This is a genomic window from Aquabacterium soli, assembly GCF_003933735.1.
GTDB classification, from domain to species: Bacteria; Pseudomonadota; Gammaproteobacteria; order Burkholderiales; family Burkholderiaceae_C; genus Aquabacterium; species Aquabacterium soli.
Window position 1 is genome coordinate 173,763 of record NZ_RSED01000004.1, and the last position, 20,786, is coordinate 194,548.

The following is a 20,786-nucleotide window of genomic DNA, read 5'->3' on the forward strand; positions in this document are numbered from 1 at the left end:
AAGCTGCTCAGCGGTCCAGTGTCCAGCGCAGGCCGACGAAGGCCGTCACCGGTTGGCTGTTGAAGTTCTGGGCCGTCTGGTAATCCTTGTCCAGCGCATTGTCCAGCTTCATCAGAAGGCGCCAGGCCTTGTTGATCTGGTACTGCGCATCCAGGTTCAGCAGGGCATAGCCCCCCAACTTCTGGGCAGCCGTGTTGGCCGCCGCGTTGTAGCGGTAACCGGAGGCCAGCACCTCGGCGCCCAGTGTCCAGGCGCCCAGGTCGGTATCCGCGCGCACGGTGGCGTGCTGGCGCGCACGGCGGGCCAGCAACTTGTCGGTGTTCACATCCTTGGGCGATTGCAGGTCCACCGAAGCCGAGAGGCGAACCTTGCCCAGCAGCGTCTCGCCATGCACTGTCAGTCCCTTGAGCAGGGCCTGTGCGGTGTTGCGATAGCAATTCCTTGTATCGATGCAGACACCCGGCGTGCTGAAGGTGATCATGTCTTCCACCTCGTTGCGGTACAGGGTTGCGCCGAATGAGGTGTCGCCCTTGCGGTAGTCGATGCCCGTTTCGTGATTCAGTGAGGTCTCAGGGCGCAGCGAGGCCTGGCCGTACTGGCTGAAACGCTGATACAGGGTGGGCACGCGGAAGGCCTGGCCCAAAGCCGCACGCCATTGCCAGCCTTGGGCAAAGCGCCAACCCGCAGCCGCCGATCCCGTGCCGTGGCGGCCGAACTCGCTGTCATCGTCCTGGCGGGCGTTCAGCTGCAAAGAAAAGGCGCCCACGTCCAGGCCATAGCCCAGGCCGAACGAGTCCAGGCTGCGATCGCCCGAGCCTCGGGAGGGCGAAGCCACCAGGCTGCTGTTGACCAGCTTGTCCTCGCGCCTTTCCAGCACGGCGTGCAGGGCATGCACACCCAGCACGACATCATGCTGCCAGCTGTAGGTGTTGATCTTCGTGTGGGTCTGGTAGGGGCTGGGGCGCGTCTCGTAGCGCTCGTCCGACTGGGTCAGCTGCAGACGGCTGTTCCACAGCCGACTCCACCGCGCCTGCCAGTTCGCCGCAGTGGTGTCCAGTTCGCGCAGCGAGTGGTCATCGACGGGCCTGGTCCTGGACGCGTCGTAGCGCGTGTCCCACCGGCTACTCAGCGCACTCACCTCCAGGCGATGATCGTCGTTGAGCGTCCAACCCAGGCGGCCATTGGCGGTGTGGGTCTGATACCCGTCGTCATCGGGCACGTTGCTGGACGATGTCCTCACGGTCGAATCGAATCCCTTGCTGTACTCGGAGGCAAACCCTGCCGAGACATCCCAGCGCTCATTGCCACCACCGACACTGGCCTGCGCCTGAGCCAGCCCCCGGCTCCCCGCGCCCACCTGTGCTTCGGCCTGCAACCCTGGTTTGCCGCGGCGCGTGAAGATCTGCACCACGCCTCCAATGGCGTCCGAACCGTAGAGGGTGCTCAGGGGCCCGCGCACGATCTCGATGCGGTCGATCTGCGACAGGGGAATGGCCTCCCAGGGCGCACCACCGGTGGACTGCGAATCCACGCGCACCCCGTCGATCAACACCGCGGTGAAACGGTTCTCTGCACCGCGCAGGTAGAAGCTGGTCGTGCCGCCCGGGCCGCCATTGCGCGAGAACTCGGCGCCCGGCATGCGCCGCAGCAGATCCACCAGGCCGCCACTGCCCTGCCGCTCGATGTCGCTGCGGTCCAGCACGGTCACATCGGACAGCACCTTGCTCAGCGGGGTGGCCACACGGGTGGCGGTGACCACCACCGGCTCCAGACCGGCATCACGATCGGCCGACCACACGGCCTGATGGCCTCCCAAGGCCAAGGCCGACACCGCGACGGCCATGGCCGAACGCACCCCTGGTGCCTGGCGCACCGAGTTCAGGAACAACATGATTGAGAAAAACAAGCAAGAGCCCCGCCTGCATCCCCGCAAGCATGGAGCGACATGGCACGCCGACATGAACCCCGGAAGGCTCGGTGCCGTCACACCCCTTGCTGGCCGGTATCCGGGCTAGGCGGTTCGACCCGTGAAACCTTCCCAGATGCAGAACACCCAGTGGTTGTGAACACGGGCGAAGCCCCTTGCAGGGCTTGACCGCCGACCGTTGCGGGGGCAGCGCAAGTCGGGCTGGCACCGGTGGTGCGACAGACCCTCTTGCTTCCCGTTTAACCGCACCGGGCGAACCCCGGCGCGAGCACCAACGGCCATGATTGTAAGGGAGGGCCCCAGCCCCTGGCCTGGTTTCGGCGCCTACAATCCGGGTTCCGCCTCTGAGGCCACCATGGGAGCGAGGGCCCACCCTCATGTCCAGGATCGAAGACCTGATCGACCGCGTCGAGCGCCTGCTGCTGCGCCACGACGAGCTGCAGCGCACCAATGCCCTGCTGCAACAGCAAGTGCTCGTGGTCACGCAAGAGCGCGACTCGCTGCGTGCCCGCCTGTCGGCTGCCCGTGCCCGCATCGACACCCTGATCGACAAGCTGCCCGCGCCCGCTGCGGCCACCGCTGAAGACGACGACCTCCCGCCTGACGACCGAGCATGAAACAGATCGAAGTCTCCATCATGGGGCAGAGCTACCTGCTGGGCTGCCCAGACGGTGGCGAGCCGCAATTGCGCCAGGCCGTCAGCCACGTCGACCGCGAGATGTGCGCCATCCGCGATGCGGGCAAGCTCAAGGCACGCGAGCGCATCGCCGTGCTGGCCGCCTTGAACCTGGCGTTCGAACTGGCATCGATGCCCGCCATCAAGCCCACGGCGGCCACCGAAGACGGCGCGCCGGCACAGGGCGAGCCACAGCCATCGGCCGAGCACCTGGACACCTTGATCTCGCGCCTGGATGCCGCGCTCAGTGGCGATGGCCACCTGCTGTGAACACGCCCACCAGCGTTGTCGATCTGTCAACTAAACCCGCAAGCCAGGCACAGCTTAGTGTTTGCAGAGTGAGGCGCAGGCCTACAATGAAGGCGTTCGTCGCGTTCGCGGAAGCCAATATTTCCTTGAACCGATGCTCATTGAGCCAGGGCTTGGAACATTACTTTGCTGGTGTGATCGTCTCGCGTCAGATGAACCCGAAGTGGAGTTGACCTCGCCCACCTGAATCCCTAGGGTTCAGGAGTGCGGTGACTGGTTCGCGGCGGACACCTATTCAACAAGAAACCGGCCGGTGCTCGAAGCACCGCGCCGGTTTTTTCTTTGAAGATCCGAGGACGTCGCGTCTGTGCGTTGGGATCAGCCTGCCGGCACGAACTGAATGCTGGCCAGCGTGAGGTGGTTGCCGCCCTTTTCGCGTGAGACGGCCATGGAGCGGTCTGCACTGCGCATGAGTTCTTCGACCGACCCCGCCGTGTGCGGAAAGCTGGCGATGCCCATGCTGACCGTGAAGGGGATCTGCTGGCCGTTGTAGGCCACGATGTGCTGCGAGCACTGCTTGCGCAGATGCTCCATGCGCGAGTGCGCTGTGGCCAGGCCGACGCCGGAGAGCAACACCACGAAACGGTCGCCACCCAAGCGGCAGGGGGAATCCATCGCGCGGGTGTTGGCACGCAGCAAGCGCCCCAGGGCCTCGACGACGCGTTCGCAGCTGTCAGCCCCATAGGTCTGACGGATGTCGTCCATGCCGTCCACGGCGACCGAGACGATGGCGAACTCGCGCTGCTCACGACTTGAGAGATCGGCCTCGCGGCGCAGTTGCTCTTCGAAGTGGGCACGGTGGTACAGGCCGGACACATTGTCGCGGACCTGGTTGTCCTGCATTTCGCGGCGCAGCTCGGCGTTGGCCAACTGCTGTTCTTCAATCTGCTGCAAGGCCGCCTGCAGCTGCTGCTCGCGCTTGCGGGCCTCGGTCAGGTCCTGCCAGCTGCTGAGCACGCGGGAAGCTTGTCCATCGGCGTCGCGCAAGGCCTGACGCCAGACCATGTACTCACGGCGCTCACCCTGGCGCTCGAGGCGGTGTTCGGCGGCAAAGCCGCTGCTCAGCGACACGGCCTGCTGGTCGGCCGCGCGCAGGGCCACGGCCTGCACGGCATCGAACAGCTCGGCATCGCTGGCGCCCAGGGGATCACGCGCCCCAGGCCACAGCCCGCGGGCAGCGGGGCTGGCGTACTCATAGCGTCCCGTGCCCAGGTGCTTGATGAGCACGCCGGCGCCCAGTTGCTCGAGACTGCGGACCAGGGCGTCCTCCATCCCGCTCAAGCCTGGCGTCACCGTCGCAAGAGAATCGGCCATTTCATTCATTGGTGTCGTTGTTGTCAACGGTGAGGGCGAAAATCCCGAACATGCGATATGTTGGCGCAATTTCAAGGCAGCGGCTGTCCTTCAAACAAGGGATCAAGCCCTGCTTTACCGTGCTTGACGGCCATTTTGCGCAACAGCGATCGATTTAGCGAGTGTTCACCATGCCTCAAATCAGCTTACTGGGCTGCGGCCTGATGGGAGCCCCCATGGCCAGACGCCTGGCCGCAGCGGGTTTTCCCTTGACTTTGTGGAACCGGACACGGGCCAAGGCCGAAGCCCTGGCCGACACCGGGGCCAGGGTGGCCGCCACGCCCCGTGACGCAGTGGCCGGGGCCAGCATCGTCATCACGATGCTGGAGCATGGCGGGGTGGTGAGCGAGGTCCTGTTCGGTGGGGGCTGCTGTGCGACCGAACACGCCGCCCTCGCGGGCCTGGCGCCGGGTGCGCTGGTGATCGACATGAGCTCCATCCTGCCGGAACAGGCACGTGAGCACGCTCAACGCTTGCAGGCCGCGGGCGTGACAGCGCTGGATGCACCGGTTTCCGGCGGAACGTTGGGGGCCGAGGCGGGCACCCTGGCCATCATGGCGGGCGGAAATCCTGCAGATTTCGAGCGTGCGAGGCCTGTGCTCACGGCCATGGGACGCCCCGTCCATGTAGGCCCCACCGGCAGCGGACAACTGGCCAAGCTGGCCAACCAGATGATCGTGGGCATCACCATCGGAGCCGTGGCCGAGGCGCTGCTGCTGGCCGAACGCGGCGGGGCTGATCCGGTCAAGGTGCGCGAAGCCCTGCGCGGCGGCTTCGCGGAAAGCCGCATTCTGGAGGTTCATGGCCAACGCATGGTGCAAGGCGATTTTGCCAAGCGCGGCTCCATCGCCATCCAGCTCAAGGACATGCGCAACGCGCAGCACACGGCCCAGGGCATGGACTTCGACATGCCGATCACGGATGAGCTGGCGGCACTGTATGCCTCGGCCGCCGAGCACGGCCTGGCGGAACTGGACCAGGCAGCGTTGTTCAAGGAGCTGCAACGGCGCCAGAAGGCGGTTTGATCAGATCAAACGCATGTTCTCTTGCAGAAGGGCGGTGAGCAGAGGCTGATCGTCCCACGGCGCATCGTGGAATGCGTCGTGAAGCATGGGGCTGTGTGGATCACGTTGCCACTCGTCCGGGAACAGGGCAACCAGGCGCTCACCCTCCGCATGCACTTGCGGTTTGGCCGGGGCCACACCACACACATGCGCCAGCGCCCCGCACAGATCGTCACCCAGCAGGTGTCCCAGGTGGGAGATCGAGATGGGGCGGGGATTGTGTTCGATCATCAGCGCGTTGCCGGCCTCGTCCAGCTGGAAATCCCAGCCATGGAATCCGGAGGCCTGGTTGGCCGCCACGAAGGCGGCGCAACTGGCGGACATCGCGTCATGCTGAAGCAGTCTGACCACGCTGCTGGGCGCTGTCATCCTGGCGCTGCGGCGACTGAGCTGGATGGCGCTGACCTGGGCCAGCACACGCCCCTGCTGGGCAAACACGGCATGCATGCCGAGCGCCCCGTTCACAAACGCCTGGATGACCCACGGCGGACCTGGTCGGCTCAGCCGCCCGCTGGCCGCGAAATCGCGCAAGGCTGCATCGTTGTCCAGGATGAACGTGCCCACGCCACCCCGTGAAGTTTCCTGCTTCAAGACAACGGGATAGCCATGCGAGCGAGCGAACTCAAGACACGCATCGAGCGTGCCCACATCGGCCTGCACGGGTGCTGGGATGTTGGCCTCACGGGCTGTCTCAAAGGCACGACGGCGCACTGCAAACAGCGGATAGCCGCCCGGATGGCCCAGGGAGCGTTGAAGCAGTGCCACGACATCGTTGGGCAACGCGGACTGGCCGCCAGGAAGTCGCCCGACGCCCATCTGCTGCAGCATCTGCGAGGACACCTCATCGAGCGGGATCACCCACTGGGGCTGCAGCTGCCTGACGCATTGGATGAAGGGCTCTACCGCCAGGCCGCCACCCTCGTTGAACTGCCACGGGCAGAACGCCCGCACATGGCCGGAACGGGACGCCAGGCAGGCACGGATGCCCGCAAAGACCACTTCAAGGCCGGCACGTGCCAGGCGCCGGGGAAGGTGCATGCTGCCCATGCCAGGCAACAGGCCCACCAGAAGGATCCGTGGAGGCTGGTGCGCGTCGGGCGATATGGCTTCAGTCATACATCCGGGATTGTGCACTCCCGCGATGCGTTGACAGGCGCCCCCCGGCTCAGCCCATGGCCTTGAGCGCCTCGCGCAAGGACTGCTTCACGCGCTTGTAGCCAGCCCAGGGATCATCGCCTGTCAGGCGCTCGTCCACAGTCCGCAAGGTCCAATGCGCGCCGCTGCTCAGCTCGGGCAGTTCCGACCAATCCACCGGCACGGACACGCCCATGCCCGGCCTGGCGCGGGCGGTCCACGCCGATGCCGTGGTGGCGCCCCGGCCATTGCGCAGATAGTCCACGAAGATCTTGCCCACGCGGTTGCGCGGCCCGCTCTTGCTGACGAAACGGTCGGGGATGGCCGAGGCCAGGTGCTCCACGAGCGCCTTGGACAAGCCCTTCACCTGGTCCCAACCCAACGAAGGTTTGAAGGGCACCACCACATGCAGCCCCTTGCCGCCGCTGGTCTTCAGAAAACTGCGCAACGACAACTCTTCCAGCATCACGCGCACCAGCTCCGCCCCCTCCTGCACATGGGCCCACGCCACGCCCTCGCCGGGGTCGAGATCGAAGGTCATGCGGTCGGGCTGCTCGATGTGATCGATGAGGGCGTTCCAGGTGTGCAGCTCGATGACGTTCATCTGGGCCGCTCCCACCAGGGCTTCGCGGCTGGGCACCGCCAGCAGCGGCGCATGCCCTGGGTCCAGGGCAGGATCGAGCCGCTCGATGCCCGGGATGCTCATGCGGTCGGCATGCTTCTGGAAAAACAGCTCGCCCTGGATGCCCTCAGGCGCCCGCACCAGCGACACAGGCCTGCCCGCCAGGTGCAGCAGCATGCGACGGGCGGCACGGGCGTGGTAATCCGCAAGCTCGCCCTTCGTGATGCCGGTCGAGGGATCGATGATGCGGTCGGCATGGCTGATGCGCACACCAGCGACGCTGTGATGTTGGGCGCCGGGCTTGGCAGTCGACGCCCTCTTGGTGGCCTTCCTGGCAGGCAACGCCGCAGCGTCACCCGGTGGGGGCTTCGCCGTCTCACGGGTGATGGCGCGCGCCGGCTTGTCGGCACGCAAGCCATGGAACACCGCCTGACGCAGGCGCCCCTCCTTGGTCCACTCGGCGAAGGACACCTCGGCCACCAGCGTGGGCTTGACCCAATGGCCTTTGACATCGCCCGGCAGACCGACGAACGCCGGCTTGCCGGTGGCCAGCGCCTGGAGGCGCTTGTGCACATCGCGCAGGGCATGGGCATCGAAGCCGCTGCCCACATTGCCGGCGTAGCGCAGCTGCCCCTGCTCATCGTGGGTGCCGAGCAGCAAGGCACCCAGCCCTTGGCGTGAGCCCTTCGGGTCTGTGTAACCGCCGATCACGAACTCCTGGCGCTGCGTGCACTTGAGCTTGATCCAGGCATCGCTGCGGCCTGCTCGGTAAGGCGCATCAAGGCGCTTGCCGATCACGCCCTCCATGCGCATGGCGCAGGCGGTGTGCAGCAGATGCGCGGGCTCGACCTGGAAATCCTCGCTGTAGCGCACGTGGGGATGCGCATCGGCTGCAGCCCCATCGATGAGGGCGCGCAGGCGTTCTCGCCGTGCTTTCAAGGGTTGATCGCGCAGGTCTTCGCCGTCCACATGCAGCAGATCGAACACAAAGTACTGAATGGGCTCGGTGCGCACCAGATCGAAGGCGTTCTGCAAAGCCTGGAAATCGGTGCCGCCGTGGGAGCCGATGACCACGATCTCGCCATCGAGCCAGCCCGACTTCAATCCAAGCTGACCGAGCTCCGCGGCCAGCCTCTTGAGCCGCGAGGTCCAGTCGTGGCCATTGCGGGTGAACAGCCGCACCGTGCCTTGATCGACGCGGGCCATAAGGCGATAGCCGTCGAACTTGATTTCATACAGCCAATCGCCCTCGCTCGGCACACTGTTCACCAGCGTGGCGAGCTGCGGCGCCTGGGTCAGGGGCATGGATTCTGAGTGGACGGCCTTCGCCTTCTTGCGCGTGGGCTGGGAGGCCTTCAGCACGCTGTCGGGCAAGGCCTCTACGACGTCGTACTCGCTGGCGGGCCGAGCGGCCTCGTCACGCTCCTTGATCAGCAGCCAAGGCTCTTGCCGCTCCTGGCCACGGCCCCGCATGCGCACCAGGGTCCAGTGGCCTTGCAGCTTGTGGCCACGCAGTTCGAACTTGAGCTTGCCATCCTTGTAACCCTTCGCGGGATCACCCAGGGGCACCCACTCGCCCCGGTCCCATACGATCACCGTGCCGGCACCGTATTGCCCGGCCGGGATCACCCCTTCGAAACCGCCGTAAGCCAGCGGATGGTCCTCTACATGCACGGCCATGCGTTTGTCGGCCGGATCCAGACTGGGGCCCTTGGGCACGGCCCAACTCTTGAGCGTGCCATCGAGTTCCAGGCGGAAGTCGTAGTGCAGGCGCCTTGCCGCGTGCTTCTGGATCACGAAGCCCAGGGCCTGGCCCGGCTTTCCCACCTGGCCCTCGGGCTCACTGGTGATCGAGAAATCGCGCTTGGAACGGTAGTGATGGAGTTTGTCGTCCTTGGCCATGGCGGGGATCACGAAGTGGGGCCACACCGCCAGGGCAAGCAGCATGCCCATGGGCACGGTGTTTGCCATGTCCTGTGTCCCGGCCCACCATCCACGGACACACCCATGCCAAGAACCCTCTGGAAAGGCGCGATCTCATTCGGTCTGGTCCACATCCCTGTGGGGCTGTACCCGGCCTCGCAGGAGGATGACATCGACTTCGACTGGCTGGACAAGCGCACGCTGGATCCCGTGGGCTACAAGCGAATCAACAAGCGCACCGGCAAGGAGATCACCAAGGAGCACATCGTCAAGGGCGTGGCCCGAGGCCAGGGGCAGTACGTGGTGCTCAGCGACGATGAAATCCGCAATGCCTACCCCAAGACAACGCAGACCATCGAGATCGAAGCGTTCGTGCGCGCAGGCGACATTCCCTTCGTCTACCTGGAACGGCCGTACTACCTGGCGCCGATCAACAAGGGCGACAAGGTCTATGCGCTGCTGCGCGAAACGCTGCTGTCCGCAGGTCGCATCGGACTGGCACGCGTGGTGATCCAGACCAAGCAGCACCTGGCCGCCCTGGTGCCTGCCGGCCCTGCGCTGATGCTCAACACCTTGCGCTGGCCTTCGGAGATCAGGTCCTGGGAAGAGCTCAAGCTGCCCGCCGAGGGAAGCAAGGCCGCGGGCATCAAGCCCAGCGAACTGGACATGGCCAAGGCCCTGGTGGATGACATGTCCCAGGACTGGCAACCCGAGCACTACCGCAACGAGTTCCGCGATGCCGTGATGGCGCTGGTGGACCAGAAGCACGAGGCTGGCGATGTGCATGAGGTGACGCCGCAAGAGCAGGCCGATGAGGCCGGCAAGGCGTCCAACGTGATCGACCTGACGGAGTTGCTCAAACGCAGTCTTGCAGGTAAAAAAGGCCAGGGCAACGACGACAAGGGTGAATCGGCCAGCGGCCGAAAACCGGCGGTCAAGAAGGCAGCGACTGCCCGCAAACGCTCGGCTGCTTCCGCCGGTGCAGCAACGGACAAAAAGAGAAAAGCCTCCTCGTAGCGAGGAGGCTTGTGGCCGGGCTCAGAGCCCGGTAACCCTTGCGATGCGCTTGAAGCTACCGCTCAGAAGCGATAGCGAAGGCCGACAGAGGCGATGTCGGTGTTCTTCTTTTCATCGCCCGCGAACTTCAGGCGATGGCGGTCCCAGTCCACGGTGACGCTCCAGTGGCGATCGAAATCCCAGCTGGCCCCCACCCCATAGGCCACACCAAAGCCTTCTTCATTACCGGAAGGAGCCGTTACCGCTGCGCCAACGGTCGTCTTGGTCCAGCCATACGTGCCGCCCACGCGGCCATTGAGGCTGAAATTGCTGCCCAGAGGCAAGGCGCCTGTCAAAGAGATGTTCACGCCACGCACCTTGGTGTCGCCTCCATTGCGGTCCGCATCCTGCAGTTGCAGATAGCCCAGTTGCAGGCCCAGGTAGGGATTGAACTGCCCCCCCAGATAGACGGACCATGCAGAATCGGGATCGTCACAACTGAGTCCTGCCGCACAGGCCGTCTTCAGGTCTGGCTTGCCGCCTGATACGCCGATGTAGCCCGATGAGGTGTATGGAATCCACGATTCCCGAGCCGGGTCGTAGCCACCATAAGGGCCGCCCGGGCCGGCTGCGGTCGGCTCCGATGGCAGTGGCGCCTGATCATTGCTCAGCGCACTGCGAGGAGAACTGGCGCCGTCCATGGCTGGACTGGGTGCGGCAGCAGGGCTCGGAGTGGATGGCACTGTGGAGGCGGGACTCTGCATGTTGCCCGATGCACCGTCCTGTGCAGGCGCCTGGGGCGCCGCAGACGAGTTTGACGGCTTGGCGGGCGTCCAGGTTCCAGTCGGTGCAGTGGTGGTACCCGCTGCCCCAGAACCGGGCTGCAGCACGCCACTCTGGTCACGGTACTGGGGAGCCCCCCCCGGGGAATCGCCTGGGATCTGTGCATGGGCGGCGGTCAAGCCCAGGCCCAGCATGATGCTGACAGCCAGAACTCTGCAGCGTGGGGTATCGCCTTGGGTCATCTCAGCTCCTCGTTATGAAGGGTGTGTCATGAACCCCCGCCAACAGAGGCGGGGTTCGTGGACTCCATCGGCAATCTGTGTTCCCGGCGGCCTCCTGCGGCCACAGTTGTCACCCTGATTCAGACGATGAATCGGCGTTCTTTCAGAGCCTGTGCCTGCCGCTGCTTGGCCAGCGCGCGCAGATTGGCGGCGATGGTGGTGGCAAAGGCCTCGTCGAACCAGGGATTGGCACCAGCCACCGCCACCACCACGCCATCGAGGTACACGCTGCCCCATAGCAAAGTGTCACCCTGCCGAAGCACATGGGGACGGGTAGCCTGAACCACGCTGCTGTCCAGGCCGTTTTCCCAACTCAAACGTGCTTTGGCTCTGGCGAACCCGGCGTAGTCATCACCGGCATCCTGGGGCTTGCCCAAGTCCTGCGTCAACAGCACCGCCTCTTCAAAACGGTGCTGCCGGGGATTGGCCGCTGGGTCCATCACCACGATGGACAAGGTGCCACAACTTGAGATCTCCGCGTCCAGCAATGCTTTCTCGATCATGGGCAGGGCCAAGTCGATGGCTTTCATGGCGGTCCCGGCATCCACGAACGCGCCTCGGCCCGGCTGGCACTGAGACTGCACCGTGTTCTGACCGGTGGCACATGCGGGCGCCTCAGGTGCCAGCGACCAATCGCGCGCGTCACGCGCCGACTGGATGACCTGTTCAGCATGCATGGCCGCGCTGGGTGAGATTGGATCGCTGGCGGGAAATGTCTGGTCCAGTGACTCATCCAGCAATTCCTGGTATGTAGGCACTTTCTCGGGGGCCGTGGCACACAGGCCCTCCACGCGCCGCTTCTCACGGGATCGGTTATGGGTGTCTTTCATGGGTCTTCTCCATGCGATGCAAAGATCGCTCAATGGGCGGAACGCACAGCAGCATGGTTGCCGCTGCTGTCAGGTCCCGCGGGCATGCGTTGCTCGTCTTGCAGATAGCTGCCGGACGAAGACTCCTTGGATGACTGCCTCTTGGATGAGCGAGCCTGTTTCGAGCCAGATCCTCCGCCCGCCTTATCGCTGGCCGTGGATTGTTCTGAGCGGTCCGGCTCAGCGGGCTCAGAGATGGACTCCAAGGTCTGTGCAGCCATCTTCTCGCTGGCCTTGGTAGCCATGTCGCCCAGCGTCAGCATGCCCACGAGTTGCTTGTCGCGGTCCAGCACGGGCAACCGGCGGATCTGCACGTGGGCCATGCGGCCAGCCACCTCCTCGATCGACTGGTCTTCGAAGCACCACTGCACGTTCTGGCTCATCACGTCGAACACCTTGGTGTCATCCAGGGAGCAACCCTGGGCGACTGCCCGGGTCACGATGTCCCGGTCGGTAAGGATGCCCATGAGATTCGAGCCGTCGCAGACGGGCAGTGAGCCAATGTTGAGTTCGTCCATGGCCTGAGCAGCCAGCACGAGCGAATCGGAGGGAGAAATGGTGCGCACGCCGCGCGTCATGGCTTGGGATACGGGTGTCATGGCGTTCTCCTGTTGGGGTGGTTGGCAGATTGGTCGTTGGCGGTGACGACCTGGAGCGGCAATCGCCGTGCCCTGGGTGCGCAAGGCCATGGCGTCAGGGTGGTTGAGCACCCCTCTTCAACTTCTTCTCAGAGGAAGGCACGCCACTTGCCCACCCCCTGGCAGGCAGCGTCTGGCGCTGTCCACTGACAGCCTTTCCTTCAACACACACTGAGGACACTCCCATGAACAAGCACCTACTGAAGCGCATCTCCCTGGTTGCCACGGCAGCCCTGGTCGCCAGCGGCGCGGCCATGGCCCAAAGCCAGGGCTCCACCGTCAACGGTGGCGGCACCTCCAACGCGGCCGGCGCCATCAACGGTTCGGCTGGCACCTCGGGCGCCACGCCCCCGGCCTTGCCGCCCAGCGACATGAATGGCGCACCCGCGGCCCCGTCGGTCGACTACAACCGCGTCGACCCGACAGCCGCTGGGGTGGACAGCGGTGCCAGCAAGCCCCACAAGGCCCGCCATACCGGCAGCAAGAAGGGCAAGCATGCCCGTGACGCAGCCAGCGCTCCCAGCGTGCTGGACGACCCGAACCGCGCCGGTGGCGGCAGCGGCAACAGCAACGTGCGTTGAAGCACCCACGGATCCACTGCGTCGAGAAAGGACCTGCGCAGATCGCGCAGGTCTTTCCATGCAAATCAAGCGACCCGATGAGAGAAGAAGAACATGAGCACCACTTCGCTGAGCACACCGGACAGCCTGAATCTTCGCAGCGTGGGCGTTGCAACGCTTTTGCTGGGCGCGGCCACCTGCTGGGCCCTGACCCAGGCGGCGGGAGACAAGGTTGCCTACGAGCAGTCCCGGGCCGAGGCTGCACAGCAGTTCAAGACCGCCCTGGCGCAATGCGGCCAACAATCGGTCCGCGACAAGGATGTTTGCCAAGCCACAGCCAAGGCCGAACGGACCAAGCGAGAGCAGCGCGCAGAAGCCCTTTACAAGGGGACGCCCGAAGCCGCACACAAGGCCCGTTTGGCGATCGCGCAGGCGGACCTTCAGGCAAGCCTGCGTGTGTGCGATCAGCGCGCTGGCGCCACGGCACGGACCTGCAAGCTGGAGGCACGCAAGCAATTCGACCAGGCCAAAGCAGAGGCCGACCAGGCATCCAGGAACCGCCTGCCCATCGACAAGAGCCTGGGCGAGACCGGACGAGTCCATGCGAACGATCCGCGCGCCTGCGACACGCTGGAAGGCGGCGCCAAACATGCATGCCTTGGCCGTGCAGCACAGGCGGCCTCATCTCCCTGACCAATTGCGTCAGCTCGTGCGGCACTGCAGGAAGGCCAGCAGACGCCTTTCCTGCGCATTGAGACCGCGGCTCGGTACTGAGGAGGGCTCAACGCCTGCTTCATCTGGCCACTCATCCTGTAGCGCACACACCAGCACGTGAGGGTGGACGTAAGACTTTCGGCAAACCGCCACCGTGTTGCCCAGCCGCGAGGCCACTTCCTTCAGGGCTTCATTGACCATGCGCCGCCGTGCGGCCGCACTCTCCGAACAGGGGGCCTCCCCGCCATCACGGGCCGCCTTGGCATCCGGCGCAAGCTGCGCCCACGCGTGCACCGTGGCATGCCATGTTCGGAAATCCTTGGCGGTGAACTCGTCTCCGCACAGGCTGCGGATGTAGTCGTTCACATCCGCTGAATCCACCACATGTGTCGCGCCGCTGTCATCGGTGTACTGAAAAAGCTCCTGGCCGGGCAGCTCCTGACATCGGCGCACCACCCCGGCCACACGGGCGTCGTCCAGCAGCACTTCGTGCTGGACGCCGCTCTTGCCTCGAAACCGCAGCATCAGGCGACTGCCCGAGACCTGCGCATGGCGATTGCGAAGCGTGGTGAGCCCGTAGGACCGGTTGGTCCGGGCGTACTCCTCGTTGCCGACCCGGATGAGTGTGGTGTCCAGGAGCCTCACCACCGCGGCCAGCACCACATCCCGGTCAAGATGTGGCTGGCCTGCTGAAGCGGCCAAGGTCTGGGCGACGCGACGCCGCAGCCGTGGCAGAGCCAGGCCAAAGGCGTGCATTCGCTCAAACTTGTCGTCATCACGCCGTGCGCGCCACAAGGCGTGGTAGCGGTATTGCTTGCGGCCCCGCGCATCGCGGGCAGTGGCCTGCACGTGCCCCGCATCCAGGGGGCAGATCCAGACTTCTTCGTAGGCTGGCGGGATGGCCAGCGCACGGATGCGCTGCAGATGCAGCCGATCGACCTCATCACCGGCCCGCAGCCAGTGTCCATCCGCAGCTTGGTAGGCGAAGCCAGTGCCCCGCCGCACCCGGCGAATGCCGGGCATCTCATCAGTGACATACCGCAGCTTCAGACGCGAACCCCCGTCAACCCGGTGTCATCCCCTGGTCTGCAGCTTGCGCGCTGCATCCAGATGGGACTTGAGCGTGGGCAGCGTGGACTGCACGTAGTCTTTCAAGGCCGGATTCTGCGCATCGGCGCCGACCTTTTCATAGGTGGCGATGATCTTCTCGTGTTCTGTCACCCCCACTGTCTGTAGATACTGCTTGTCAAAAGCCGCCCCTGAGGCATTTTGCAGTGCTGACAAGGTTTTCTGATCCTGCGCGCTGAGCGTCTGGGACAGGTTCACACCATGGCCAGCTGCCAGGCGCTTGGCCTCTTCGCTGACACCCTTGTGGTCGGCCGCAACCATGGCCGCATACGATTTCAACGCCGGATCCGACGCCTTCTCAGCCGCCAGCTCTGACACGCGGATCTCGAACAGGCTCTTGGCTCCGGTCTGGGCGATGAAGTCTCGCTCCATGCTGCTGAGGGTGCCTGACGCCGAGGCCGTGGCGGGTGTCGCAGCCTGCTGGCTGGTAGGGACCCCCGCCCCCGTGGGCTCGGAACGGGTCATGGCATCGAAAGCGGAACCGTCGGCAGAGGCTTGTCCCATGGTCAGGCCAGGACCATCTGACCGTCCGATGGGCGCCGTCGGCACGGACATCTGCTCTGAGGTGCCATTCATGCCCGATCCCATCGGTGTGCCCGTGTCGGCCTGGGCCATGGGGGTGGAGGTCGACAGCGACGAGTCAGCGCTGCTCATTTTCGGAGTGGGTTCGCGGTCACATCCCACCAGGGCCATGCACGCGATCAATGTCGCGGCGCCCATGGGAGCTAGAGTGCGTGCGGGGGTGCTCATGGTGTTTCTCCTTTGCCGCATCGGTGATCTCAGGAATGCCGGCCAGGGCGCAGCCCATGGTCATTCAACCCCTGGCGCAAGCCAAGGGCGCTGCCCTGCCGATAGAAAGTACCTTCGTGGTCTTCTACTTCATTGGTGAGCAGGGCCCTGCGTTCCTGCATGTCCTCCAGCAGTCGCTGCCAATCCAGCTTGGCATGCGACAACTGCCGGAACATCTCGCCCTCTTCTTCCTTCACGTGGTGCCGGATGTACTCGCCCAACACCCGGAAGGAGGCCGACTGGCGAGGATCACCCATGGCAGCAGCACGCACCTGACCCAGCAGCATGTTCATGGTCTGGTGTTCCACCTCTGCGTCGTCGATCAACACACGTGTGGACAGGGCGGCGCGCACCGCCGGGTAGAACACCTCTTCTTCCAGCCGGGTGTGGATCTCCAGATCCATGCAGGTCTGGCGGATGAGGTTCTCGCAGGCCTCCGCATCGTCCATCGAATCAAGACGATCGAACTCACGAAAGGCCGATTTGACCGTGCGGTGATCATCCCTGAGCATGCGCAACACCTCGGAGCGTGCATGTGTATTGGCACGGGGTCCCCGGCTTTCGCCGCGCGGCGGCATGAAGTCATGTGACATGGCGTGGCTGCTCATGGTCTCTCCAGTCGAAGGGCCGACACGGAATGCGCCAGCGCAGAGGCGGGGCAAACGGCATTCCCGGAGACAAAGGCTCCGACCGCTCATTTCGGCAACTTTTACGGCAAGGCATGCCTCGCTGCGGTCATGGCGCCATTTTTTCCTGCGCGCTCGGTATGGCCCCCGGGCGGGGAACTGGATCAATTTGTAAGTGGGCGTGACGCACCCAGGGCAAAAAATGCAGGCTCTGCAAACGGGTGGGCCCAGCGCCACACCGGATCGTCATTCATCTTCGGTCAACTTGCCAGACGCGCCTGGCAGCAATGACACGAGCGGCGTAACAGGCCCGTCAAAAGCAACGGATTTCGGCATGGTTGTTGCGGCACAAGCCCCTGTGTATCCACAACGCTGAGACAACGCCATGACCATCAATGCCCCTGCCATCCGCCTGGAACACAGACAGCATCAGACCTTGACGCCGCGTTTGCAGCAAGCGGTGCGCCTGCTGCAGTTGTCATCGCTGGATTTCGCCCAGGAGGTTCGCGATGCCCTGGACAAGAACCCCTTCCTGGAAGGGGAAGATGTGGGGGACGAACAGCATGAAACACCCGACGGGGCCACGCCTCAGCAGGCCCATGACGCCTCGTTGGCCGACACGGCCACCCTCACTTCGCCGACACCTGAGCCCTCGCCGGAGCCAGCGGCCGACATCGAATGGGATCCCTCTCCCTGGGCGGCCACCCCTGGATCGTCTGGTTCACGCGGCAGTGGAGATGGCGAGTTCAGTGCCATCGACCTGATGGCGGCCGACGAAGGCCTGCGTCCCACCCTGCTTCGTCAGATCAATACGCGTTCACTGTCCGAGCGCGACCGCGCACTGGTGGGCTGCGTGATCGAATCACTCGATGACGATGGCTATCTGCGCACGGAATTGAGCGAACTGGTCAACCTGCTGGAACTGGAGCCAGCCGTGGAGTTGAGCGAGATGAGCATGGCCTTGAAACTGGTGCAGGCGCTGGAGCCCGCGGGTGTAGGGGCGCGCAACGTGGCGGAGTGCCTGACCCTGCAATTGCCGGAGATCCAGGATGAGGAACTTCGGGCGCTGGCCGGCCGCATCATCAATGAGCAGATGGACAAGCTGGCACAACACGACATTGCCGCCCTGTCCCGTCGCCTGGGACACTCCCCCTCAGAGATCGAAGCGGCCTGCGATCGCATCCGCCACATGGACCCACGCCCTGGCTGGAAGCTGAGCGCCGCGGATGTCCGCTACATCACGCCGGATGTGATCGCCCGCAAGGTGAAGGACGAGTGGGTGGCGGTGCTGAACCCCGCCATCGTGCCACGCGTCAAGCTCAACCAACGCTACGCCGAACTGTTCCGGCGCCACCGCGATGGCCGCCACGCCGAACTGGCCGCCCATCTCCAGGAAGCGCGCTGGACCGTGCGCAATGTGGAGCAGCGCTTCTCCACCATCTTGTCGGTGGCGCAGGCCATTCTCAAGCGGCAGAAACAGTTCCTGGAGCATGGCTCTTTGGCCATGAAGCCGATGGCTCTGAAGGAGATCGCCGAAGAAGTGGGACTGCATGAATCCACCGTGTCTCGCGTGACGAACAACAAGTACATGGCGACACCCGCCGGCGTGTTCGAGCTCAAGTACTTCTTCTCCCGTCCCATGCCGACGGCCAATGGCGGCGCATGTTCGGCAACGGCCATCCGGGGGGTCATCAAGGACATGCTCGACGCAGAAGATCCGGTGAATCCCCTGTCCGACGCGGAGATTGCGCGCCGGCTGGCACGTCAGGGTCTGACGGTGGCACGACGCACGGTCACCAAATACCGTCAGCTGATGAAGGTGGCTGCGGTGGAGCAACGCCGCCGTGTGGCTTGACCGGGTATGCAAGGCGGGCCCTTGCCCGCCCATCCCTCACTATTTACGCTTGGCAGGCGCTGTGGGGCGCTTGTCGCCGCCGCCGTACCAGTAGCCACCCTGGTGATCCTGGATCTCGCCATAGTCACCATAGGGCCCCGTCTCACCGGCGATGACGCCGCCCCGCTTGTCTTTGCTGGGATCACGCTGCCAGGCCTCGTGTTCAAGGCGCTGCTCGGAAGCACCCTCCTCATGCGCTTCGGTATCGCCGTAGACGCTGCCTTGCGTCCCCCCAGCGCCCCCGAAGCCTCCATGAGGCCCAGATGGATCGAAACTGTCACGCTGCTCATCGGGCGCCGCGCCCTGTGGCGACTGGGCGGCAGGCTGAGGCCGTGGGGTTGAGCGTTCTTGGGTCATGTCGGGTCCTTTCCATGCACATACAGCGATTGCCCTGTCAGGGCAATCGCTGTTCCCGATGTCCGAACCCGCAGGGGCGGCGTCTTCTCAGACGTGATCCGATGCCACTGAGGAAGGAGGCGGGGCTTCGTTGCCTTCTCCATCCACGCGCGACGGAACCGTGGCGTAGTCCTTGAGCCGGTTGTAGAGGGTCTTGAGGCTGACGCCCAGGGTGGCCGCGGTGCGCTCCTTGTGACGGCCGCAGTACTCCAGCGTGGCCAGGGTGACCTGGCGCTCCACATCGGCCAGGGGCGTGCCCACGCGGATCTGCAGCAGCGGCGCCCCATCCATGCTGGTTGCCGGCGAATCACCATCCGTCTCGGGCAGGCATTCATCGACGATGATGGAGTCAGGCGCCATCACATACGCACGGTGCACGATGTTGCGCAGCTCGCGCACATTGCCTGGCCAGCGGTAGTCTCCCAGCCGCTGCAGGGCCTGCGGGGCAAAGCGCTTGACCTGGCCTTCACGCCGCGAGATCTCGTCGAGGAAATGTTCGGCGATCAGCGGCACGTCCTCCAGCCGGTCACGCAAAGGAGGCAGGTGCACCGGAAACACATTGAGGCGGTAGAGCAGGTCTTCGCGCAGCTTGCCGGCGCGCACGGCCTCCTGGGGAGACCGGTTGGTGGCCGCGATGATGCGCACATCGGTCTCCTGGATCTGGGTGGAGCCCACGCGCATGTAGGTGCCGCTTTCGAGCACACGCAAGAGCTTGACCTGCAGATCAAGCGGCATCTCGGTGATCTCGTCAAGGAACAGCGTGCCACCGCAGGCCCGCTCGAAGAAGCCCTGGTGCTGGCGATCCGCCCCGGTGAAGCTGCCCTTCTCATGACCGAAGATCTCGCTCTCCATCAGGTGCGGCGAAATGGCACCGCAGTTGACGGCCAGGAAAGGCCGGTTGCGGCGGCGGCTGAGGTCATGCACCGTGCTGGCCACGACCTCCTTGCCGCAACCGCTCTCACCGGTGATGAACACGGTGACACCCGTGCCGGACACGCGCAGGATCTGCTCGTACACCTTTCGCATCGCAGGTGAGCGGCCCCAGAGCTGCCCGAAGTGACCGTCACGTTCCAGCTCAAGCATCAAGTCGCTGGCTTCGGCCTGCAGGGCTGATGGCTTGATCAGCCGCGAGAGGATCCCGCTCAACTGCTTCATGTTCACCGGCTTGACCAAATAGTCCGCAGCCCCCAGGCGAAGGGCCTGGATGGACGTGTCCAGGCTGGCATGGCCGGTGATCAGCACCACCTCGGTATTGCCCAAGGCCTTGGCATCCTCTACCAGCTGCATGCCGCTGCCATCGGGCAGCACCAGGTCCAGCAGGACCACATCCGGCTCCTGGAGCGCCAACTGGCGCCGGGCGTCCTTCAAGGACCCGGCGGTCGCCACGGTGAACCCTTTTGTCGCGATGAGCGCGGCCATCATCTCAGCCGCGTCTGCCTCGTCATCAACCACCAATGCATGCGCCATCACTGACCTTTCGACTGTTCAACAGGGCTCGATGCGGTGGCGAAAAAGAGAGCCACCGGCGGCCCATGCGTCAGATCTTTGCAGGTCAGCGGAAATGCTGCAGCCGCAGCCCCCACCTGGAGTGAGGCCTTGGCCAAGGCTGAGATTCAGCGCTTGCGGCGGTGATAGGCAAACGTCGTGCCCATCAAGATCACCTCAATATCAGTGAACCTCGAAACATTTCCCTGTCAAGGACATGGGTGGCGGCATGTAAGGAGGTTCATGCACCGGCACCGGGTTCTCTGCAGGGGGTGGGTCGTCAATCTCCGGCGGCGGCGGATCAGGTTGCGGCAAAGGCTCTGGAGGCCGCGCGGGCTCTGGGATGGGAGGGCTTGGAGGCATGGGCGCAGGGGCTGGTCCGGCGCGCCATTCCTCCAGGTTGGGTGCTGAAAAAAGCAGCGGTGGCAAGTGCATCAGCGCGCCCAAAACAGCGGCATGCTTTTGCATCTCGGCAGATTCATTTGCAAATGGTTTCATGAAAATCAAGGCAGAAAGGGCTGAAAAATGGATTCGAACCATGGGTCGGCGATGCGCGATCAAGGTGTCCATTGCTCTGGGCAAATGGCGGGCCCGGGGGCCTTCCAAGCGCTGAAGCCCG

General features: G+C 64.6%; 19 protein-coding genes and 1 riboswitch. Of the genes, 7 read left to right on the forward strand and 12 right to left on the reverse strand.

Annotated elements, in window-relative coordinates; all coding sequences use genetic code 11:
* Positions 1 to 7 precede the first annotated feature (7 nt).
* On the reverse strand, positions 8 to 1,891 hold the full coding sequence (locus tag EIP75_RS06445) for a TonB-dependent receptor domain-containing protein (RefSeq protein ID WP_158622756.1): 1,884 nt from the start codon (positions 1,889 to 1,891) through the stop codon (positions 8 to 10).
* Positions 1,892 to 1,980: 89 nt separating this feature from the next.
* A riboswitch (cobalamin riboswitch) is annotated at positions 1,981 to 2,218 on the reverse strand.
* Positions 2,219 to 2,304: 86 nt separating this feature from the next.
* Here EIP75_RS06445 and zapB point away from each other — a divergent pair.
* Positions 2,305 to 2,544, forward strand: coding sequence for a cell division protein ZapB (gene zapB, locus EIP75_RS06450; RefSeq protein WP_125242414.1), 240 nt, complete (start codon positions 2,305 to 2,307; stop codon positions 2,542 to 2,544).
* Entirely contained in the window at positions 2,541 to 2,873 is a 333-nt protein-coding gene (locus EIP75_RS06455) for a cell division protein ZapA (protein WP_125242415.1), read from the forward strand. Before zapB ends, EIP75_RS06455 begins: the two co-directional genes overlap by 4 nt.
* Before the next feature lie 357 nt (positions 2,874 to 3,230).
* Here EIP75_RS06455 and EIP75_RS06460 read toward each other — a convergent pair whose 3' ends face one another.
* On the reverse strand, positions 3,231 to 4,226 hold the full coding sequence (locus EIP75_RS06460) for a GGDEF domain-containing protein (RefSeq protein ID WP_233584712.1): 996 nt from the start codon (positions 4,224 to 4,226) through the stop codon (positions 3,231 to 3,233).
* A 215-nt stretch (positions 4,227 to 4,441) separates the two neighbouring features.
* On the opposite strand from EIP75_RS06460, the gene EIP75_RS06465 reads away from it, so the two are divergent.
* Positions 4,442 to 5,290, forward strand: a complete 849-nt coding sequence (locus EIP75_RS06465; protein ID WP_233584713.1) for an NAD(P)-dependent oxidoreductase — start codon at positions 4,442 to 4,444, stop codon at positions 5,288 to 5,290.
* Here EIP75_RS06465 and EIP75_RS06470 read toward each other — a convergent pair whose 3' ends face one another.
* Positions 5,291 to 6,445 carry an ATP-binding protein gene (locus tag EIP75_RS06470; RefSeq protein ID WP_125242418.1) on the reverse strand — a complete coding sequence of 385 codons (1,155 nt, stop codon included), beginning with the start codon at positions 6,443 to 6,445 and terminating at the stop codon, positions 5,291 to 5,293.
* 49 nt (positions 6,446 to 6,494) lie between these two features.
* Complete coding sequence (ligD, locus tag EIP75_RS06475) at positions 6,495 to 9,056, reverse strand: DNA ligase D (protein ID WP_420797149.1); 2,562 nt, start codon at positions 9,054 to 9,056, stop codon at positions 6,495 to 6,497.
* Positions 9,057 to 9,092: 36 nt separating this feature from the next.
* Here ligD and ku point away from each other — a divergent pair, with 36 nt between their 5' ends.
* Positions 9,093 to 10,025 carry a non-homologous end joining protein Ku gene (ku, locus tag EIP75_RS06480; RefSeq protein WP_125242419.1) on the forward strand — a complete coding sequence of 311 codons (933 nt, stop codon included), beginning with the start codon at positions 9,093 to 9,095 and terminating at the stop codon, positions 10,023 to 10,025.
* Positions 10,026 to 10,087: 62 nt separating this feature from the next.
* Here ku and EIP75_RS06485 read toward each other — a convergent pair whose 3' ends face one another.
* The 3 genes from EIP75_RS06485 to EIP75_RS06495 all read right to left on the reverse strand — a co-directional run bounded on the left by EIP75_RS06485 (position 10,088) and on the right by EIP75_RS06495 (position 12,536).
* Complete coding sequence (locus EIP75_RS06485) at positions 10,088 to 10,705, reverse strand: outer membrane protein (protein WP_158622757.1); 618 nt, start codon at positions 10,703 to 10,705, stop codon at positions 10,088 to 10,090.
* A gap of 443 nt (positions 10,706 to 11,148) precedes the next feature.
* Positions 11,149 to 11,598 (reverse strand): hypothetical protein, encoded by a 450-nt coding sequence (locus tag EIP75_RS25005; protein ID WP_125242569.1) that lies wholly within the window; start codon positions 11,596 to 11,598, stop codon positions 11,149 to 11,151.
* A 329-nt stretch (positions 11,599 to 11,927) separates the two neighbouring features.
* Complete coding sequence (locus tag EIP75_RS06495; RefSeq protein ID WP_125242421.1) at positions 11,928 to 12,536, reverse strand: CBS domain-containing protein; 609 nt, start codon at positions 12,534 to 12,536, stop codon at positions 11,928 to 11,930.
* A 224-nt stretch (positions 12,537 to 12,760) separates the two neighbouring features.
* Between EIP75_RS06495 and EIP75_RS06500 the strand changes: the two genes are divergently transcribed.
* Positions 12,761 to 13,156 (forward strand): hypothetical protein, encoded by a 396-nt coding sequence (locus EIP75_RS06500; protein WP_125242422.1) that lies wholly within the window; start codon positions 12,761 to 12,763, stop codon positions 13,154 to 13,156.
* A 93-nt stretch (positions 13,157 to 13,249) separates the two neighbouring features.
* Positions 13,250 to 13,828 carry a hypothetical protein gene (locus tag EIP75_RS06505; protein ID WP_125242423.1) on the forward strand — a complete coding sequence of 193 codons (579 nt, stop codon included), beginning with the start codon at positions 13,250 to 13,252 and terminating at the stop codon, positions 13,826 to 13,828.
* 9 nt (positions 13,829 to 13,837) lie between these two features.
* On the opposite strand, the gene EIP75_RS06510 is transcribed toward EIP75_RS06505, so the two are convergent.
* The 3 genes from EIP75_RS06510 to EIP75_RS06520 are packed head-to-tail and all read right to left on the reverse strand — an operon-like array spanning position 13,838 to position 16,374.
* Positions 13,838 to 14,872 carry a DNA topoisomerase IB gene (locus tag EIP75_RS06510; protein WP_125242424.1) on the reverse strand — a complete coding sequence of 345 codons (1,035 nt, stop codon included), beginning with the start codon at positions 14,870 to 14,872 and terminating at the stop codon, positions 13,838 to 13,840.
* A gap of 51 nt (positions 14,873 to 14,923) precedes the next feature.
* Positions 14,924 to 15,727 (reverse strand): DUF4142 domain-containing protein, encoded by an 804-nt coding sequence (locus EIP75_RS06515; protein WP_158622758.1) that lies wholly within the window; start codon positions 15,725 to 15,727, stop codon positions 14,924 to 14,926.
* Between the two features lie 29 nt (positions 15,728 to 15,756).
* Positions 15,757 to 16,374: a hemerythrin domain-containing protein gene (locus tag EIP75_RS06520; protein WP_158622759.1), complete on the reverse strand. Its 618-nt coding sequence runs from the start codon at positions 16,372 to 16,374 to the stop codon at positions 15,757 to 15,759.
* Positions 16,375 to 16,777: 403 nt separating this feature from the next.
* Between EIP75_RS06520 and EIP75_RS06525 the strand changes: the two genes are divergently transcribed.
* Positions 16,778 to 18,247, forward strand: coding sequence for an RNA polymerase factor sigma-54 (locus EIP75_RS06525; protein WP_233584715.1), 1,470 nt, complete (start codon positions 16,778 to 16,780; stop codon positions 18,245 to 18,247).
* A gap of 39 nt (positions 18,248 to 18,286) precedes the next feature.
* Here the strand turns inward: EIP75_RS06525 and EIP75_RS06530 are convergent, their stop codons facing one another.
* The gene (locus EIP75_RS06530; RefSeq protein WP_125242427.1) at positions 18,287 to 18,643 is read right to left on the reverse strand and encodes a hypothetical protein; all 357 of its coding nucleotides are present in this window, start codon (positions 18,641 to 18,643) and stop codon (positions 18,287 to 18,289) included.
* 87 nt (positions 18,644 to 18,730) lie between these two features.
* On the reverse strand, positions 18,731 to 20,149 hold the full coding sequence (locus EIP75_RS06535; RefSeq protein ID WP_125242428.1) for a sigma-54-dependent transcriptional regulator: 1,419 nt from the start codon (positions 20,147 to 20,149) through the stop codon (positions 18,731 to 18,733).
* Positions 20,150 to 20,786: the final 637 nt, after the last annotated feature.

Coding starts and splice junctions, on each gene's coding strand:
- zapB (WP_125242414.1), top strand. CDS start 2,305: ATGTCCAGGATCGAAGACCTGATCGACCGCGTCGAGCGCCTGCTGCTG.
- EIP75_RS06500 (WP_125242422.1), top strand. CDS start 12,761: ATGAACAAGCACCTACTGAAGCGCATCTCCCTGGTTGCCACGGCAGCC.
- EIP75_RS25005 (WP_125242569.1), bottom strand. CDS start 11,598: ATGAAAGCCATCGACTTGGCCCTGCCCATGATCGAGAAAGCATTGCTG.
- ligD (WP_420797149.1), bottom strand. CDS start 9,056: ATGGCAAACACCGTGCCCATGGGCATGCTGCTTGCCCTGGCGGTGTGG.
- EIP75_RS06505 (WP_125242423.1), top strand. CDS start 13,250: ATGAGCACCACTTCGCTGAGCACACCGGACAGCCTGAATCTTCGCAGC.
- EIP75_RS06515 (WP_158622758.1), bottom strand. CDS start 15,727: ATGAGCACCCCCGCACGCACTCTAGCTCCCATGGGCGCCGCGACATTG.
- EIP75_RS06460 (WP_233584712.1), bottom strand. CDS start 4,226: ATGGCCGATTCTCTTGCGACGGTGACGCCAGGCTTGAGCGGGATGGAG.
- EIP75_RS06445 (WP_158622756.1), bottom strand. CDS start 1,891: ATGTTGTTCCTGAACTCGGTGCGCCAGGCACCAGGGGTGCGTTCGGCC.
- EIP75_RS06535 (WP_125242428.1), bottom strand. CDS start 20,149: ATGGCGCATGCATTGGTGGTTGATGACGAGGCAGACGCGGCTGAGATG.
- EIP75_RS06510 (WP_125242424.1), bottom strand. CDS start 14,872: ATGCCCGGCATTCGCCGGGTGCGGCGGGGCACTGGCTTCGCCTACCAA.
- ku (WP_125242419.1), top strand. CDS start 9,093: ATGCCAAGAACCCTCTGGAAAGGCGCGATCTCATTCGGTCTGGTCCAC.
- EIP75_RS06470 (WP_125242418.1), bottom strand. CDS start 6,445: ATGACTGAAGCCATATCGCCCGACGCGCACCAGCCTCCACGGATCCTT.
- EIP75_RS06520 (WP_158622759.1), bottom strand. CDS start 16,374: ATGAGCAGCCACGCCATGTCACATGACTTCATGCCGCCGCGCGGCGAA.
- EIP75_RS06495 (WP_125242421.1), bottom strand. CDS start 12,536: ATGACACCCGTATCCCAAGCCATGACGCGCGGCGTGCGCACCATTTCT.
- EIP75_RS06485 (WP_158622757.1), bottom strand. CDS start 10,705: ATGGACGGCGCCAGTTCTCCTCGCAGTGCGCTGAGCAATGATCAGGCG.
- EIP75_RS06525 (WP_233584715.1), top strand. CDS start 16,778: ATGACCATCAATGCCCCTGCCATCCGCCTGGAACACAGACAGCATCAG.
- EIP75_RS06455 (WP_125242415.1), top strand. CDS start 2,541: ATGAAACAGATCGAAGTCTCCATCATGGGGCAGAGCTACCTGCTGGGC.
- EIP75_RS06465 (WP_233584713.1), top strand. CDS start 4,442: ATGGCCAGACGCCTGGCCGCAGCGGGTTTTCCCTTGACTTTGTGGAAC.
- EIP75_RS06530 (WP_125242427.1), bottom strand. CDS start 18,643: ATGACCCAAGAACGCTCAACCCCACGGCCTCAGCCTGCCGCCCAGTCG.